Genomic DNA, 15,264 nt, shown 5'->3' on the forward strand with positions numbered 1-15,264 from the left:
TTGGTCGGTTGTTCCCTGGATGATTCGGTCATCCCTCTCAGTTACGGAGATTGATATGCGTCTTGCTTCCACGAAAACTGCGGCAGCCCTGTGTGGTGGTGTGCTGCTGGCCATGAGCGTTCCGGCCAGTGCCGCAGTCGACGCGAAACTGCTCGACATGCTCAAGGCCAACGGCTCGATTTCCCCGGCCCAGTATGCCGAGTTGCAAACCGAGCTGACGAAAGATCAGTTGGCTCAGCAGCAGGCCCAGAAAGCCACCTCTGACCAGATCGCCGCCGCCACTGCTGCCAAGTCCTCCGAGCTCTCGGCCTTCGAGCAAAAAGTCGCGTGGGCCGCCAAGACTCAGTTCAAAGGTGACGTTCGCGTTCGGCAAGAGACGGTCAAGATCGACGACCAGAACAACAGCCAGGATAAAAACCGTCAGCGCATTCGTGTGCGACTGGGCGCTTACACCGATATCAACCCGCAAGTCAGCACCGGCATTCGCATCGCCACCGGTGGCGACAACAAGGCCAACTCCACCAACGTTGACCAGAACGATTACTTCACCAAAAAAGACCTGTGGCTGGATCAGGGCTTTATCGACTACCACCCGACTGCCATCCAGAACCTGCACGTGATTGGCGGCAAAATGGCCCAGCCGTGGGTCAGCGAAGGCGACGTCATCTGGGACAACGACATCAACCCTGAAGGTCTGGCGGCCACCTACAGCCTGCCGATCAATAAAGGTTTCGAGCTGTTCGGCAGCGCCGGTACCTACACCCTCAAGGACAACATCAGCGGCGAAGGTACGCAGTTCAAGAATGACCTGCGCCTCAACGCTGCGCAGTTGGGCACACGCGTTGCCATCACCGATAACGTGAAAATGACGGTCGGTGGTTCGGTCTACAACTACGAAAACTCCAACGACTGTAATCCGGCCGCTGCGAGCACCAGCACGACGTTCTGTGGCTTGAGCATCAACGGCAACAACACCACGGACTTCCGCCTGTACGAAGGCTTCGGTCAATTGGACCTGACCGGGTTCGCCGTGCCGGTCGGTCTGTACGGTCAGTACGTGGTCAACAGCGCGACGAACAGCGACGAAGACACCGCCTGGCTGGCGGGCGTGAAGACCAAGGTGTTCGGTTTCGGTCTGGACTACAACTACCGCGACACGCAGCGTAATGCGGTGGTCGGTGCGTTCACGGACTCTGACTTCGCCAACGGCACGACCGGTTCGCGTGGCCACAAGCTGAGCGTTTCCTACGACATCGACAAGAACTTCGCTGTCGGCGCGACGTACTTCCTGACCAAGGCAGACTTTGCGACGTCGGCGCTGCCGCGCGACCAGGATGCCAATACGCTGCAGCTGGACGTGCTGGCGAAATTCTAAGAAAGCGAGCTTCAAGCCACAAGTTGCAAGCGACAAGTTAAAAGCTTCAAGCGGCGTGCTTCTGCCGTTTGAAGCCGCTAACACTAAAGCCCGCCGTTGCCCTGCCGGATCCCCATCATCCGTTCCGACAGAGCAGCGCCGGGCTTTTTTGTGGACTCTGCGAATCTTGTGCTGATCCCACCACTGCACGAGATATTCCCTCTCTTGCAGCTGGCGCAGTTCTTGTGGGAGTGAGCTTGCTCACGAAGGGGCCAGTCCAACCACCACATCTCTGGAGGCTGAAAGAACTTCGCGAGCAAGCTCACCCCCACAATTTACAGCGGAGCCTGTGAGATCACTTCTTGCGCAAAATCACGCTGCCAATCGAATACCCCGCGCCAAACGAGCTGAGCACCCCCAGCGCGCCGCTTGGCAGGTCGTCCTGGTACTCGTGGAAGGCGATGACCGAACCTGCCGAGCTGGTGTTGGCGTAGCGGTCGAGGATGACCGGCGCTTCTTCCACGGTGGCATCGCGGCCCAGCAGCTTCTTCACGATCAGGTGGTTCATGCTCAGGTTGGCCTGATGCAGCCAGAACCGTTGCACGTCGGCGATGTTCAGCTGATTCTCGTCCAGATGCGCGGCCACCAACTCGGCAACCATCGGGCACACGTCGCGGAACACCTTGCGACCTTCCTGCACGAACAGCTTGTCCGGCTTGCCTTCGCCCTCTTCCGCGGTGCGGTTGAGGAAACCGAAGTTGTTGCGGATGTTGTTGGAGAAGGTCGTCAGCAGCTTGGTGCCGACGATGTCGAACTGGTGCGCTGAAGTGGCAAGATCGGCACGCTCAACCACCACGGCCGTGGCGGCATCGCCGAAGATGAAATGACTGTCCCGGTCACGGAAATTGAGGTGCGCGGTGCAGATTTCCGGGCTGATCACCAGCAGCGCGCGGGCCTGGCCCAGCTTGACACTGTTGGCGGCGGTCTGGATGCCGAAGGTTGCCGACGAGCAGGCCACGTTCATGTCGAAGCCGAAGCCTTGAACCCCCAGTGCCGCCTGGATTTCGATGGAGATCGCAGGATACGCGCGCTGCAGGTTGGAGCACGCGACGATGACGCCGTCGACGTCGGCGGCTGTCTTGCCGGCGCGCTGGAGGGCCTGGTGAGCTGCCGCTACGCCCATTTCGCAGAGGATCGACCACTCGTCATTGGAGCGCTCGGGCAGGCGCGGCTTCATGCGTTGAGGGTCGAGGATGCCGTCTTTGTCCATGACGAAGCGGCTCTTGATGCCGCTGGCTTTTTCAATGAACGCTGCGTTGGATTCCGTCAGGGCCGTGACGTCTCCGGCTTCGATAGCGGCGGCATTGTCGGCGTTGAACCGGGCCACGTAGGTGTTGAAAGACTGCACCAGCTCATCGTTGGAAATACTGTTGGCGGGAGTAAAAAGCCCGGTGCCACTGATCACGACTTCGTACACGGTCGTTCCTCTTGAGATAAAAGCGGCTGGTTGACGGCAGCAGCTGAACAGCCAGCACAAGCATGGGCGGCGATTGATCTGGAACTACAGTCCCAATGCAACGATGCAGCGACTCGCTTGGCGGACGACGGATATTGATGACACTTTGAAGTTTAGCCGCGAAGTTTGCCATAACGGCCGGTTTTTCGCGCTATTACGCACAGCCATCACGCCGCGCACTGCTACAGCCGATCCGGGCAACCCCGGCAACCTTTGGCGAAACGCAAAGTTCGTAGGAGCCGGCTTGCTGGCGAAAGCGGTGGATCAGGCGACAAGTGTGCTGCAGCAAAATCGCCATTCGCGGGCAAGCGCGCTCCTACAATTGATCCGGGCATCACCGGCAACCTTCGGCGAACGCAAAGTCTGCAGGCGCCGGCTTGCTGGCGAAATACAAAGTTCGTAGGAGCCGGCTTGCTGGCGAACGCAGTGGATCAGGCGACAAGTGCGTTGCAGCAAAATCGCCATTCGCGGGCAAGCGCGCTCCTACAGTCGATCCGGGCAACGCCGGTAAACTTCGGCGAACGCAAATTCTGCAAGCGCCGGCTTGCTGGGAAATGCAAAGTTCGTAGGAGCCGGCTTGCTGGCGAACGCGGTGGATCAGACGACAAGTGCGTTGCAGCAAAATCGCCATTCGCGGGCAAGCGCGCTCCTACAGTCGATCCGGGCATCACCGGCAATCTACGGCGAACGCAAAGCCTGCAGGCGCCGGCTTGATCTGGCGAAAGCAAAATCTGTAGGAGCCGGCTTGCTGGCGAACGCGGTGGATCAGACGACAAGTGCGCCGCAGCACCATCGCCTTCGCGGGCAAGCGCGCTCCTACAATTGATCAGGGCAACACCGGCAACCTTCGGCGAACGCAAAGTCTGCAAGCGCCGGCTTGCCGGCGAAACGCAAAGTTCATAGGAGCCGGCTTGCTGGCGAACGCGGTGGACCGGGCAACAAGTGTGCCGCAGCAAAATCGCCATTCGCGGGCAAGCGCGCTCCTACGTTGATCCGGGCAGCATCTGCAACCTTCGGCAATCGCCAAGTCTTGTCCGACCGGTAATCTCATTCATGCAGCCGAAACACCCTACCCTTCAACCTGGCTCCACTGCTTGCTCAATCGCTTGTCCGAAATCGGCACCTTGGTGCCCAGTTGCTGGGCGAACAGCGAGACGCGGTATTCCTCAAGCCACCAGCGATAGACCACCAGTTCAGGGTCACGCTTGCCTTCCTGTGCATGCTTGTCGGCGCGGGTCTGGTATTGCGCCCACAGGTTGCCAAGCTCGATGCTCCAGACCCGGTCCTTCTGTGCCTGACTGCCGAGTTTCTCCAAACGGATTTCAACAGCCTTCAGATACCGCGGCAGTTCCTTCAGCCACGCTGCAGGCGTCTCACGGACGAAGCCGGGGTAGACCAGTTTGCTCAGTTGCCCTTTGATGTCGTTCAGCGCCACCGCCTGCGCGAGATCGATCTTGCCCTTGAAGCGCTTCTGCAGCCCGTGCCAGAGCTTGAGGATCTCCAGCGTAAGCTTCGCCAGACGCTCGGCATGCTCGGTCAGACCGCCGCGCTTGCGCTCCGCCAGTGACAGCAGCCCGGCGCCGTCTCGCGGCAGGCTCGCTTCGCCCTCCAGAATGCAACTGTCCAGACTGGCCAGCAGAATATCCTCGATCAGCGCGTCAACCCGGCCCAAATCGCGATACAGCAGCGCCAGTTCGGTTTGACCCGGCAGCTTGCTGCGCAGAAACTTCGTCGGCTCTGCCAGTTGCTGCAGCAAGAGCCGCTGCAAGGCGCGTCGGTGTTGGTATTCGGCTTCGGCCTGGGTGGAGAAACGCCCTTCCTTGACCGCACCACCCTCTTCTACCAACGCCGGATACACCGTCATCGAGAGCCCGGCGATTTTCTGTTGAGTCTTCTCGGCTACCGCAGCAAAACCCTTGGCTTCAACCGGCTGTTGGCCTTTGTCCGATTGCGGCACCGCCAATGCAGCCTGGCCGGCCTCGGCAAAGCGCGCGGTCAGCTCATCCAGATCGCGTCCTTCGCCGAGAAACTTGCCGTTGGCATCGACCACTTCAAGGTTCATCTTCAGGTGGCTTTCCACCTGCTGCGCGGCCTCGGCCCAGGCTTCGTCAGTCACCCGAACCCCGGTCATGCGCAGCAATTCGCGGCCCAGCGCCTGGGGCAAAGAGCCCTCGGCAAACACCATGCGCTGCAGGGCGGCCTTGACGAAGTCCGGCACCGGCACAAAGTTCTTGCGCAGCGCCTTGGGCAGGTTGCGCACCAGTGCCACGCACTTGGTTTCCAGCAGCCCCGGCACCAACCACTCCAGGCGCTCGGCCGGCAAGGACAGCAACAACGGCGCCGGCACCCGCAGGGTCACGCCATCGCGGGGGTGATTGGGTTCGAAGTGATAGGTCAGCGCCAGGGTCAGTTCGCCCAGGCGCAAGGTGTCGGGATACTGGTTGGCCGTGACCTCGCTGGCTTCACGGGCGAGCACGTCTTCCTCGCGCATGATCAGCAGTTGCGGGTTCTTCTGGCTCTCCATCCGGTACCAGGCGTCGAACGTCGCGGTCTGGTGGACCTCGGCCGGCAAACGCTCGTCGTAAAAGCGGTAGAGGGTTTCTTCGTCGGCCAGAATGTCGCGCCGGCGCGCCTTGGCTTCCAGCTCGTCAAGCTGCTCCAGCAGTTTTGTGTTGGCGCTCAGGCATTGGGCCCGCGACTGGATTTCACCGCGCAACAGGCCTTCGCGAATAAAGAATTCGCGGGACACCACCGGATCGATCGGCCCGAAATGCACCGGCCGACGCCCAACGACAATCAGCCCGAACAACGTGATCTGCTCGAAGGCGACGACCTGGCCGCGCTTCTTCTCCCAGTGCGGTTCGAAATGGTTCTTCTTGATCAAGTGGCCGGCCAGCGGCTCGATCCAGTCGGGCTCAATCTTCGCCACCATCCGCGCATACAGCTTGGTGGTTTCGACCAACTCGGCGGCCATGATCCATTGCGGGCGCTTGCGGCCCAGCCCCGAAGAAGGATGCACCCAGAAACGCCGCTGACGGGCGCCCATGTAGTCGCCCTCTTCGGTTTTCTGGCCAATCTGGCTGAGCAACCCGGAAAGAACGGCCTTGTGAAACTTGGGGAAATCGGCCGGCTCTTTATTGACCGTCAGCTGCAAGTCGCGGCAGATCAGGCTCAGCTGCCGGTGGGAGTCACGCCATTCGCGCAGACGCAGGTAATTGAGGAAGTTGCGCCGGCACCAGTTGCGCAGCGGGCTTGCCGTCAGCGCCTGACGCTGCTCCTCGAAGCCGCGCCAAAGATTGACCAGCCCGGCGAAGTCCGAATCCTGATCCTTCCACTGCGCGTGGGCCTGATCCGCTGCCTGCTGACGTTCCGGCGGCCGCTCGCGCGGGTCCTGAATCGACATCGCGCTGGCCACGATCAGCACTTCCTGCAAGCTGCCCTGTTTGGCGGCTTCGAGCAACATGCGGCCCATGCGCGGGTCGACCGGCAGGCGCGCCAACTGACGGCCCATCGGCGTCAGGTTGTTCTCACGGTCGACCGCCGACAGTTCTTGCAGCAGGTTGAAGCCGTCGCTGATGGCTTTGCCGTCCGGCGGCTCGATGAACGGGAAATCGGTGATCTGCCCCAGCCGCAGGTGGAGCATTTGCAGGATCACCGCCGCCAGGTTGGTACGCAGGATCTCTGGATCGGTGAATTCCGGCCGCGAAAGAAAATCCTCTTCGCTGTAGAGGCGCACGCACAGGCCCGGCTCGACCCGACCGCAACGGCCCTTGCGCTGGTTGGCGCTGGCCTGGGAGATGGCTTCAATGGGCAGGCGCTGCACTTTGGCGCGGTAGCTGTAGCGGCTGATGCGCGCGGTGCCGGTGTCGATGACGTAGCGAATGCCCGGCACGGTCAGCGAGGTTTCGGCGACGTTGGTTGCCAGTACCACGCGGCGGCCAGGGTGCGACTGGAATATGCGTTGCTGCTCGGCCGGCGACAGACGCGCGTAGAGCGGCAGAATCTCGGTGTGCTTGAGTTGCGCCTTGCGCAGCATTTCGGCGGCGTCGCGGATCTCTCGCTCGCCCGGCAGAAACACCAGCACATCGCCGGGCGACTTGCGCTCGCTGCGCTCGAAGGCGGCGAGTTCGTCCAGCGTGGCCAGAATCGCCTGATCGACGGTCAGGTCTTCCTCGATGCTGTTGCCCTCTTCGTCCTGCTGGGCGGTCATCGGGCGGTACCAGGTTTCCACCGGAAAGGTACGGCCCGAGACTTCGATCACCGGCGCCTTGTCGAAATGCTCCGAGAAGCGTTCGAGGTCGATGGTGGCCGAGGTGATGATGACTTTGAGGTCCGGACGACGCGGCAGCAGGGTCTTCAGGTAACCGAGCAGGAAATCGATGTTCAGGCTGCGTTCGTGGGCTTCGTCGACGATGATCGTGTCGTAACGCTCCAGAAAGCGGTCGTGCTGGGTTTCGGCCAGCAGGATGCCGTCGGTCATCAGCTTGATCAGGGTGTTTTCGTCGCTCTGGTCTTCGAAACGTACCTGGTAACCCACCAGACCGCCCAGCGGCGTGCCGATTTCCTCGGCGACCCGGCTGCCGACGCTTCGCGCTGCAATTCGACGGGGCTGGGTGTGGCCAATCAGGCCATGCTGGCCTCGGCCGATTTCCAGGCAGATTTTCGGCAGCTGGGTGGTTTTGCCCGAGCCGGTTTCGCCCGCGATGATCAGCACCTGATGTTCCTGCAGCGCTTTTTTGATCTCGTCGCGTTTGGCCGCGATGGGCAGGTTTTCGTCGTAGCGAATGGTCGGCACGCTCTGCGCCCGACTCACCACGCGCGCGCAGGACGCCTGCACTCGCTCGACCCACTGCGCCAGCTTCGTCTCGTCCGGTTTCTTGCGCAGTTCGTGCAATTGCCGGCGCAAGCGATGACGATCGCTGATCATCGCGTGGTCGAGGTTTTTGAAGAGTTGGTCGATGGAGGTCGAATCGTCGGTCATCAGGGCGCGGGATCTTTCTGTCTGAAATGCTGGGCGCGGATTGTCGCAGATTTGGTGCAGCGGATGCAGGTCTGCGGATCAACGTCGTGTGTGGGGGAGCATTTGTTGTCTCAACGGGACCACCGCCCTGTTGGACCGGCTTGTTGGCGAATGCGGTGTGTCAGGCATCGACCATGTGTTAGCGATACCGCATTCGCGGGCAAGCGCGCTCCTACAGTTGATTCGCGCAAAACCGGCGACCTTCGGCGTACGCGGAACCGGTTGATCCGGGCAACACCGGCGACCTTTTCGGCGTACGCAAAACCGGTGATCCGGTGCAACACCGGCAACCTTCGGCGTACGCAAAACAGGTTGATCCGGGCAACACCGGCGACCTTCGGCGTACGCGGAACCTGTCGGTCCGGTACAACACCGGCAACCTTCGGCGTACGCGAAACCTGTAGGAGCCGGCTTGCTGGCAAAGGCGGAGGGTCAGATACGAAAATGTGGCTGACCCCATAGGTTCGCCAGCGAGCCGGCTCCTACGGATGTGTGGAGCTGGCGGGGTCTGTGGATGTCACGGCTGACTTACGCAGGCTTCTTCAGCGCCAGCTTTTTCAGCTCTTCGTCCCGCAACTCACGGCGCAGGATTTTGCCGACGTTGGTGGTCGGCAGCGCATCGCGGAATTCCACGCTGCGGGGCACTTTGTACGCGGTGACGTTGGCACGCATGTGCGCCATGACTTGATCCTTGCTCAGCGTCGTGCCCGGCTTGCAGACGACGAACAGCTTGATGGCCTCGCCGGATTTTTCGTCCGGCACGCCGATGGCGGCGCACTGCAGCACGCCCGGCAAGGTGGCCAGCACGTCTTCCAGTTCATTGGGATAAACGTTGAAGCCGGAGACCAGAATCATGTCCTTCTTGCGGTCGACGATGCGCATGTAGCCATCGGGCTGGATGATTGCGATATCGCCCGTCTTCAACCAGCCGTCGGCGTCGAGCATCTCGTCGGTGGCGGCCTGATTTTGCCAGTAGCCCTTCATGACCTGGGGGCCCTTGATGCACAACTCGCCCACCTCACCCACCGGCATTTCTTCGCCAGCGTCATTGATGGTCTTGCACAGGGTCGATGGCACCGGAATGCCAATAGTGCCCATCTGGATCTGCTGGAACGGGTTGACCGACGCGACCGGGCTGGTTTCGGTCATGCCATAACCTTCACAGATCGAGCAGCCGGTCACTTCTTTCCAGCGCTCGGCCGCCGCCTGTTGCAGCGCCATGCCGCCTGACAGGGTGAGCTTGAGCGAGGAGAAATCCAGCTTGCGGAATTCGGCGTTATTGCACAGCGCAACGAACAGCGTGTTGAGCCCGACGAAACCGGAGAATTTCCACTTCGACAGCTCTTTGACCATCGCTGACAGATCACGCGGATTACTGATCAGGACGTTATGGTTGCCGCTCAGCATCATCGCCATGCAATGAAAGGTGAACGCATAGATGTGGTAAAGCGGCAGCGGCGTGATCAGGGTCTCGGTGCCCTCATTCAGGTTCGCTGCCATCAACGCCTTGCACTGCAGCATGTTGGCGATCAGGTTGCGGTGGGTGAGCATCGCGCCCTTGGCCACGCCGGTGGTGCCTCCGGTGTATTGCAACACCGCGACGTCGCCGCCGCCCGGAGAAACATCCTGCACCGGCTGGCCATGCCCTTTGGCAAGCACGTCGTTGAATTTGATCGCCTTGGGCAGATGAAACGGCGGAACCATCTTCTTTACGTACTTGATGACACTGTTGACCAGCAGACGCTTGAGGGGCGGCAACAAATCAGCGACTTCAGTGATGATGACGTGCTTGACGCCGGTTTTGGGCACGACCTTTTCGGCCAGATGCGCCATGTTTGCCAGGCAGACCAGCGCCTTCGCGCCGGAATCGTTGAATTGGTGTTCCATTTCCCGCGCGGTGTACAGCGGGTTGGTGTTGACCACGATTAGCCCTGCACGGATGGCCCCGAACACCGCCACCGGGTACTGCAACACGTTGGGCAGTTGCACGGCGATGCGATCACCGGGCTGCAGGTCGGTGTGCTGCTGAAGATAGGCGGCAAAGGCACCGGACAGCGTATACATCTCGCCGTAGGTCAGGGTTTTACCCAGATTGCTGAAAGCAGGTTTGTTGGCGAAACGCTCGCAGGACTGTTTCAATACGGCCTGTACATTCGGATACTGGTCCGGGTTGATATCGGCATCGATACCCGTCGGATATTTATCCTTCCAGAAGTTTTCGAGCATGCAGGCCTACTCCTCATCGACAGCGTTTCTACACACCGCTTGATGCGATGATTTCTTGTGTTTGGAATACTGTAGTCACCGCTTCTTGTTGACCGATGTTACAAAAAGCGGGGCGAGCGTAGCAGCTTTGCAAAGGGCCGCCTAGAGCCAAAAGCGGGCTCTCCGGTCACAACGATGACTCTTGAATATTCGCCAGTCACGTTTAGAGCAATGAACCTAAATGTCGGAATTTTCCTACGTCAGAGGCTCATGCCGACGCCGACAGTCAGACCCTTTTCTGCACCTTCAGCGCGAAAAAAAACGGCGTGATCAACACGCCGTTTTCATGTGACGCCATGCTGATCAGGCGATGTCGCGCAATTCCCGGCGCAGGATTTTCCCCACCGGCGTCATGGGCAGTGATTCACGCAGAACGATCTGCTTGGGAATCTTGTAGCCGGTGAAATTCTCCTTGCAGTATGCCTTCAACTCCTCGCTGGTCAGCGTGGCATCCCTCGGCACCACGAACAGCTTCACAGCTTCGCCAGAGCGGTCGTCCGGAACGCCGATCACTGCACAGTTGGCAACTTTGGGATGACGCGAGACCACGTCTTCGATTTCGTTGGGGTAGACGTTGAAGCCCGAGACGATGATGAGGTCCTTTTTGCGGTCGACGATGCGGATGAACCCGTCCGGGTCGATGACCGCGATGTCACCCGTCTTAAGCCAGCCCTCGACATCGAGCACTTCGGCAGTGGCCTCTGGCTTGTTCCAGTAACCCAACATGATTTGTGGCCCCTTGAGGCACAGCTCGCCGCGTTCACCGACGGGCAGCTCGACGCCATCGTCGGTGATGACCTTGGCGGTGGTGCCCGGCACCGGCATGCCTACCGTGCCCAGCCTGGACTGATTGCCATAGGGATTGGCGGTGGCGACGGGAGACGTTTCAGTCAGGCCGTAGCCCTCGACGATCGGGCAGCCCGTCAGCTGCAGCCAGCGCTCCGCCGTGGCCTTGACCAGCGCGGTGCCGCCTGAATTGGTCAAGCGCAGGGTCGAGAAATCCAGGGTTTTGAACTCGGGATGGTCCATCAGCGCCACGAACAGCGTATTGAGGCCGAGCATCGCCGAGAACTTCCACTTTTTCAGCTCCTTGATGAAGCCGCCGATGTCGCGCGGGTTGGTGATCAGCACGTTGTGATTACCGCTGACCATCATGCACATGCAATTACAGGTGAACGCATAGATGTGATAAAGCGGCAACGGCGCCACCATGATCTCGCTGCCCTGCTTGAAGATCGGCAGACCGTCCGGGCCATGTTGCAACATGCAGGCATAGACCTGCTGCATGTTGGCGACCAGATTGCCATGAGTCAGCATCGCGCCTTTCGGCGAGCCTGTGGTACCGCCGGTGTACTGCAGCACTGCGACATCCTTCAGCGCCAATGGCACCGCCTGCAAACGAGCGCCCTTCCCTCGCTTGAGCACGGTTTTGAACGCGATGGCTTGCGGCAGGTTGTATGCCGGCACCATCTTTTTAACCTTGTCGACGACGGTGTTGATCAGCCAGCCTTTGGCGGCGGACTGCATGTCGCCCATCTTCACTTCGATGAGGTACTGAATGTCGGTGTCCGCCAGCACTTCCTGAACGTTCTTGCCGAAGACGTTGAGGTACACCAACGCGCGCGCGCCCGAGTCCTTGAACTGATGACGCATCTCCCGGGCGGTATAAAGAGGGTTGGTGTTGACGACGATCAACCCCGCTCGCATGGCACCGAACACCGCGATGGGGTATTGAATCAGGTTGGGCATCTGCACGGCGATGCGATCGCCACACTTGAGGTCGGTCTGTTGCTGCAGGTAGCCGGCAAACGCCGCTGACTGCCGTTCAAGTTCCGCATACGTCAGCGTGACGCCCATATTGCTGTAGGCCGGGCGGTCGGCATACTGGCGGCAACTGCGCTCAAACACCTCGACCACCGATGAGTAGGCCGCAAGGTCCACCTCAGAGAGAACGCCAGCGGGGCGCTTGTCGTTCCAGAATTCAGGTTGCATGTTGTTTTTATCCTCTTACCTGAGTGGTACCCGAGTGTACTGGCCCCGTGGTATTTAAACGGGCGTTTGCCGGACGTTAGCAGCTATGGCATAGAAGGCAAATACTCGTACGCATGTCATCAACGCCGTGAATCTTGCGGGTAAACAGCCTGCCATCCGGCTACGGCTATACACTCAAGCGAAGCGCTCGCCACTGCGTTTTTTGCCACAACTTTTTACAGAGCCAGGGAAACGCAATGGAACAGGATGCTTTTTGGCTGGACGCGCACGACCATGCTCGCCTCTTCGTCCACTCGTGGCGACCGCTGGGCAATGCCCGGGCAGTGGTCCTGTTGTCCCACGGCATGGCCGAGCACAGCGGGCGGTATCAAAAGCTGGGTGCTGCGCTGGCACGGGCGGGTTTTGCCTTGTACGCTGCGGACCAGCGTGGCCACGGCCAGACCGCCACGCACGGGATTCTGGGTCACTACGCCGACAAGGATGGCTGGAACAAGGTGGTCGGCGACCTCGCCACCCTCAAAGCATCCGTTGCGGTGCGGCATCCGGGCGTACCGGTGTTCCTGTTGGGCCACAGCATGGGCAGCTACATCGCCCAGGCGTATCTGTTGCACCACAGCGCCAGCTTGCAGGGCGCCATTCTCAGCGCCTCGAATTACCAGCCGGTGACGTTTTACCGATCGGCGGCGCTGGTGGCGCGGATCGAGCGTTGGCGCCAGGGACCTACCGGGCGCAGCGCGGTGATCGAGCACTTGTCATTCGGCGCTTTCAATAAGCACTTCAAGCCCGCACGTACCTGCTATGACTGGCTCAGTCGCGATCCCGAGCAGGTTAACGCGTACGCCAGCGACCCCCTTTGTGGGTTCCGCTGTACCAATCAGCTGTGGATGGATCTGCTCGGCGGCCTGCAGCAGATCAGCCGCCACTCGAACCTGGCGCAGATCGATTCAGGCCTTCCGATACTCATCATTGGCGGTGAATGTGATCCGGTGAGCGACGGCAAGCGTCTCACGCATCTGGCAGACGCGCTGAGAGGCACCGGGCACCCGTTGGTCACGCTGAAAGTCTATGCGCAGGCGCGTCATGAGCTTTTCAACGAGATCAACCGTGAAGAGGTCACCCGGGACCTGCTCGCCTGGCTTGAGCAGGCGCTTGAGCAGGCAAGACCGCGCCGCAGCGAATGACGCCAGCGGCCCACTTTTATTTATGCGACAGGACACTCCATGACCCAAGTCACCAACACGCCGTACGAAGCCCTTGAAGTCGGTCAGACGGCCAGCTACAGCAAAACCGTCGAAGAGCGCCATATTCAGCTGTTCGCGGAGATGTCCGGCGACCGCAATCCGGTTCATCTGGACGCTGAGTTCGCCGCCAAAAGCATGTTCAAGGATCGCATCGCCCACGGCATGTTCAGCGGCGCGTTGATCAGTGCGGCAGTGGCTTGTGAACTGCCGGGTCCGGGCACGATTTACCTGGGCCAGCAGATGACGTTCCAGAAGCCGGTAAAGATTGGCGATACCTTGACCGTGCGCCTGGAAATCCTCGAAAAGCTGCCGAAATTTCGCGTGCGCATCGCGACCCGCGTGTTCAACCAGAACGATGAATTGGTCGTTGATGGCGAAGCCGAGATCCTCGCCCCCCGCAAGCTGCAAACCGTGAGCCTGGCCGAGTTGCCGCCGATCACCGTGGGTTGATCGAGGCTGCGAGGGCGGTTGGTTGGCGAATGCATGTGATTTGACGCTGCATGGGCGTAGCGCAGGTCCGGTTCGCCAGCAAGCCGGCTCCTACAGTGGATCGGCGTGATGATCAGAATCTGCGCTCTGCACAAAATCCGTAGGATCGGCGCCGACACTAAAATCTGTGCCTCGCACAGGATCCGTAGGAGCCGGCTTGCTGGCGAATGCTTGCGTTCAGCCTCCGCATGGCTGTGGGCGGATGGCATATTTTTCCGCTGCACCACCGTGCGCAGATTGCATATGTTCTTCCGCTGCACCACCGTGCGTAGATTCCATGTGTTCTTCCGCTGCACGGTCGTGCGTAGATTGCATATGTTCAGACGCTGCATGGGCGTAGCGCAGGTCCGGTTCGCCAGCAAGCCGGCTCCTACAGTGGATCTGCGTGATAATCAGAATCTGCGCTCTGCACAAAATCCGTAGGATCGGCGTCGACACTAAAATCTGCGCCTCGCACAAAATCCGTAGGAGCCGGCTTGCTGGCGAATGCAAAAAAAACGGGCAACCGAAGTTGCCCGTCATGCCCCGGTCCCGCGTTGCGTGCTCTTTTTATAAAAGCCTCAGCGTCTCGCGCGCCGGGTTGAGTCTTTCCGGGCGAACAGTGCGATGCCTGAGTAAATCACCATCAGCAGCCCCACCGTCATGACGCCGGCTATTACCGCGTGGTCGAGAAACATGCGAGCGCCCTCTGCCTGGCTCTGTTTGATGAGCAAAGGTTAACCGCAGGTTTGCGGGGAGGACTTGATGCAGGTCAACGCCGGCGTCATTCGCCGACAGCCGCCGGGGCCGATATGTAAGAAGGGGTCGTCTAGCGTTTTTTCGGTTTGCTCTTGGCTATCTTCTTGCCCTTGCCCAAGGGCATTGCCTGCTCGAAAGCCTGACGCACTTCGTTCAGCCGCTTGTCATTGAGGTCGTGAACACGTCTGGCACGCTCGGCGCTCAGGTCTACCAGTTTTTCGTCATTGCTCATGGCGTACCGCTCGTCAATACCCGTTGCGGCCAATGATGCGCAATCCTGACCTCGCTGACCAGCCTCAGACTTTCAGATCGACCCACAAACCCTGGCGCGGCTCGTCATCGATGATCGGCACTACTGGCACGGTGTCGTCGGCATTAAGAAAGTCTCCGGGAATGGCCGGGCCTTCCTCAAGCTCGGGATGACGGTCCGCGACGCGGCGGTCGCTGCGGCGGCGTTGATGCCGGCGCTGTTCTTCGCGCAGCAGCAATTCGCCCTGCTCGCGGTCGCGTTCGCCCATGTCGATAGTGGTTTCGCTCGAACTCTTTTGAATCGGCGTCACCGGCGGGATGTCCGGGGTAGGTTTGACCGGGTCCAGCTGCGAAGTTACGGGGGCCGCGCTCAGTGGGATCAGCGGTGGCAGCATGGTAA

The 15,264-nt window shown here is 60.3% G+C and carries 10 protein-coding genes; 3 read left to right on the forward strand and 7 right to left on the reverse strand.

Annotated elements, in window-relative coordinates; genetic code table 11:
- The first annotated feature begins 55 nt into the window (after positions 1-55).
- Entirely contained in the window at positions 56-1,375 is a 1,320-nt protein-coding gene (locus tag QRN48_RS19110) for a putative porin (RefSeq protein WP_037012190.1), read from the forward strand.
- Between the two features lie 334 nt (positions 1,376-1,709).
- On the opposite strand, the gene QRN48_RS19115 is transcribed toward QRN48_RS19110, so the two are convergent.
- The 4 genes from QRN48_RS19115 to fadD2 all read right to left on the reverse strand — a co-directional run bounded on the left by QRN48_RS19115 (position 1,710) and on the right by fadD2 (position 12,147).
- Positions 1,710-2,831: a beta-ketoacyl-ACP synthase III gene (locus tag QRN48_RS19115; RefSeq protein ID WP_191944495.1), complete on the reverse strand. Its 1,122-nt coding sequence runs from the start codon at positions 2,829-2,831 to the stop codon at positions 1,710-1,712.
- Between the two features lie 1,108 nt (positions 2,832-3,939).
- Positions 3,940-7,851, reverse strand: a complete 3,912-nt coding sequence (hrpA, locus tag QRN48_RS19120) for an ATP-dependent RNA helicase HrpA (RefSeq protein WP_285352431.1) — start codon at positions 7,849-7,851, stop codon at positions 3,940-3,942.
- A 567-nt stretch (positions 7,852-8,418) separates the two neighbouring features.
- The gene (gene fadD1 / locus QRN48_RS19125; RefSeq protein WP_191944493.1) at positions 8,419-10,116 is read right to left on the reverse strand and encodes a long-chain-fatty-acid--CoA ligase FadD1; all 1,698 of its coding nucleotides are present in this window, start codon (positions 10,114-10,116) and stop codon (positions 8,419-8,421) included.
- Positions 10,117-10,458: 342 nt separating this feature from the next.
- Positions 10,459-12,147, reverse strand: coding sequence for a long-chain-fatty-acid--CoA ligase FadD2 (gene fadD2, locus QRN48_RS19130; protein ID WP_285352434.1), 1,689 nt, complete (start codon positions 12,145-12,147; stop codon positions 10,459-10,461).
- A gap of 236 nt (positions 12,148-12,383) precedes the next feature.
- Between fadD2 and QRN48_RS19135 the strand changes: the two genes are divergently transcribed.
- Together QRN48_RS19135 and QRN48_RS19140 are read left to right on the forward strand one after the other, a co-directional pair.
- The gene (locus tag QRN48_RS19135) at positions 12,384-13,328 is read left to right on the forward strand and encodes an alpha/beta hydrolase (protein WP_191944491.1); all 945 of its coding nucleotides are present in this window, start codon (positions 12,384-12,386) and stop codon (positions 13,326-13,328) included.
- Between the two features lie 39 nt (positions 13,329-13,367).
- On the forward strand, positions 13,368-13,838 hold the full coding sequence (locus tag QRN48_RS19140) for a MaoC family dehydratase (RefSeq protein ID WP_037012202.1): 471 nt from the start codon (positions 13,368-13,370) through the stop codon (positions 13,836-13,838).
- 599 nt (positions 13,839-14,437) lie between these two features.
- Here the strand turns inward: QRN48_RS19140 and ccoM are convergent.
- The 3 genes from ccoM to QRN48_RS19155 all read right to left on the reverse strand — a co-directional run bounded on the left by ccoM (position 14,438) and on the right by QRN48_RS19155 (position 15,259).
- Complete coding sequence (gene ccoM / locus QRN48_RS19145) at positions 14,438-14,554, reverse strand: cytochrome c oxidase subunit CcoM (protein WP_276209511.1); 117 nt, start codon at positions 14,552-14,554, stop codon at positions 14,438-14,440.
- A 131-nt stretch (positions 14,555-14,685) separates the two neighbouring features.
- Positions 14,686-14,847 (reverse strand): hypothetical protein, encoded by a 162-nt coding sequence (locus QRN48_RS19150; protein ID WP_285352438.1) that lies wholly within the window; start codon positions 14,845-14,847, stop codon positions 14,686-14,688.
- A gap of 64 nt (positions 14,848-14,911) precedes the next feature.
- On the reverse strand, positions 14,912-15,259 hold the full coding sequence (locus QRN48_RS19155) for an aspartate-semialdehyde dehydrogenase (RefSeq protein ID WP_191944490.1): 348 nt from the start codon (positions 15,257-15,259) through the stop codon (positions 14,912-14,914).
- Positions 15,260-15,264 lie beyond the last annotated feature (5 nt).

Origin of the sequence: Pseudomonas sp. ME-P-057, from assembly GCF_030208975.1 — a bacterium.
Lineage (GTDB): Bacteria > Pseudomonadota > Gammaproteobacteria > Pseudomonadales > Pseudomonadaceae > Aquipseudomonas > Aquipseudomonas lutea.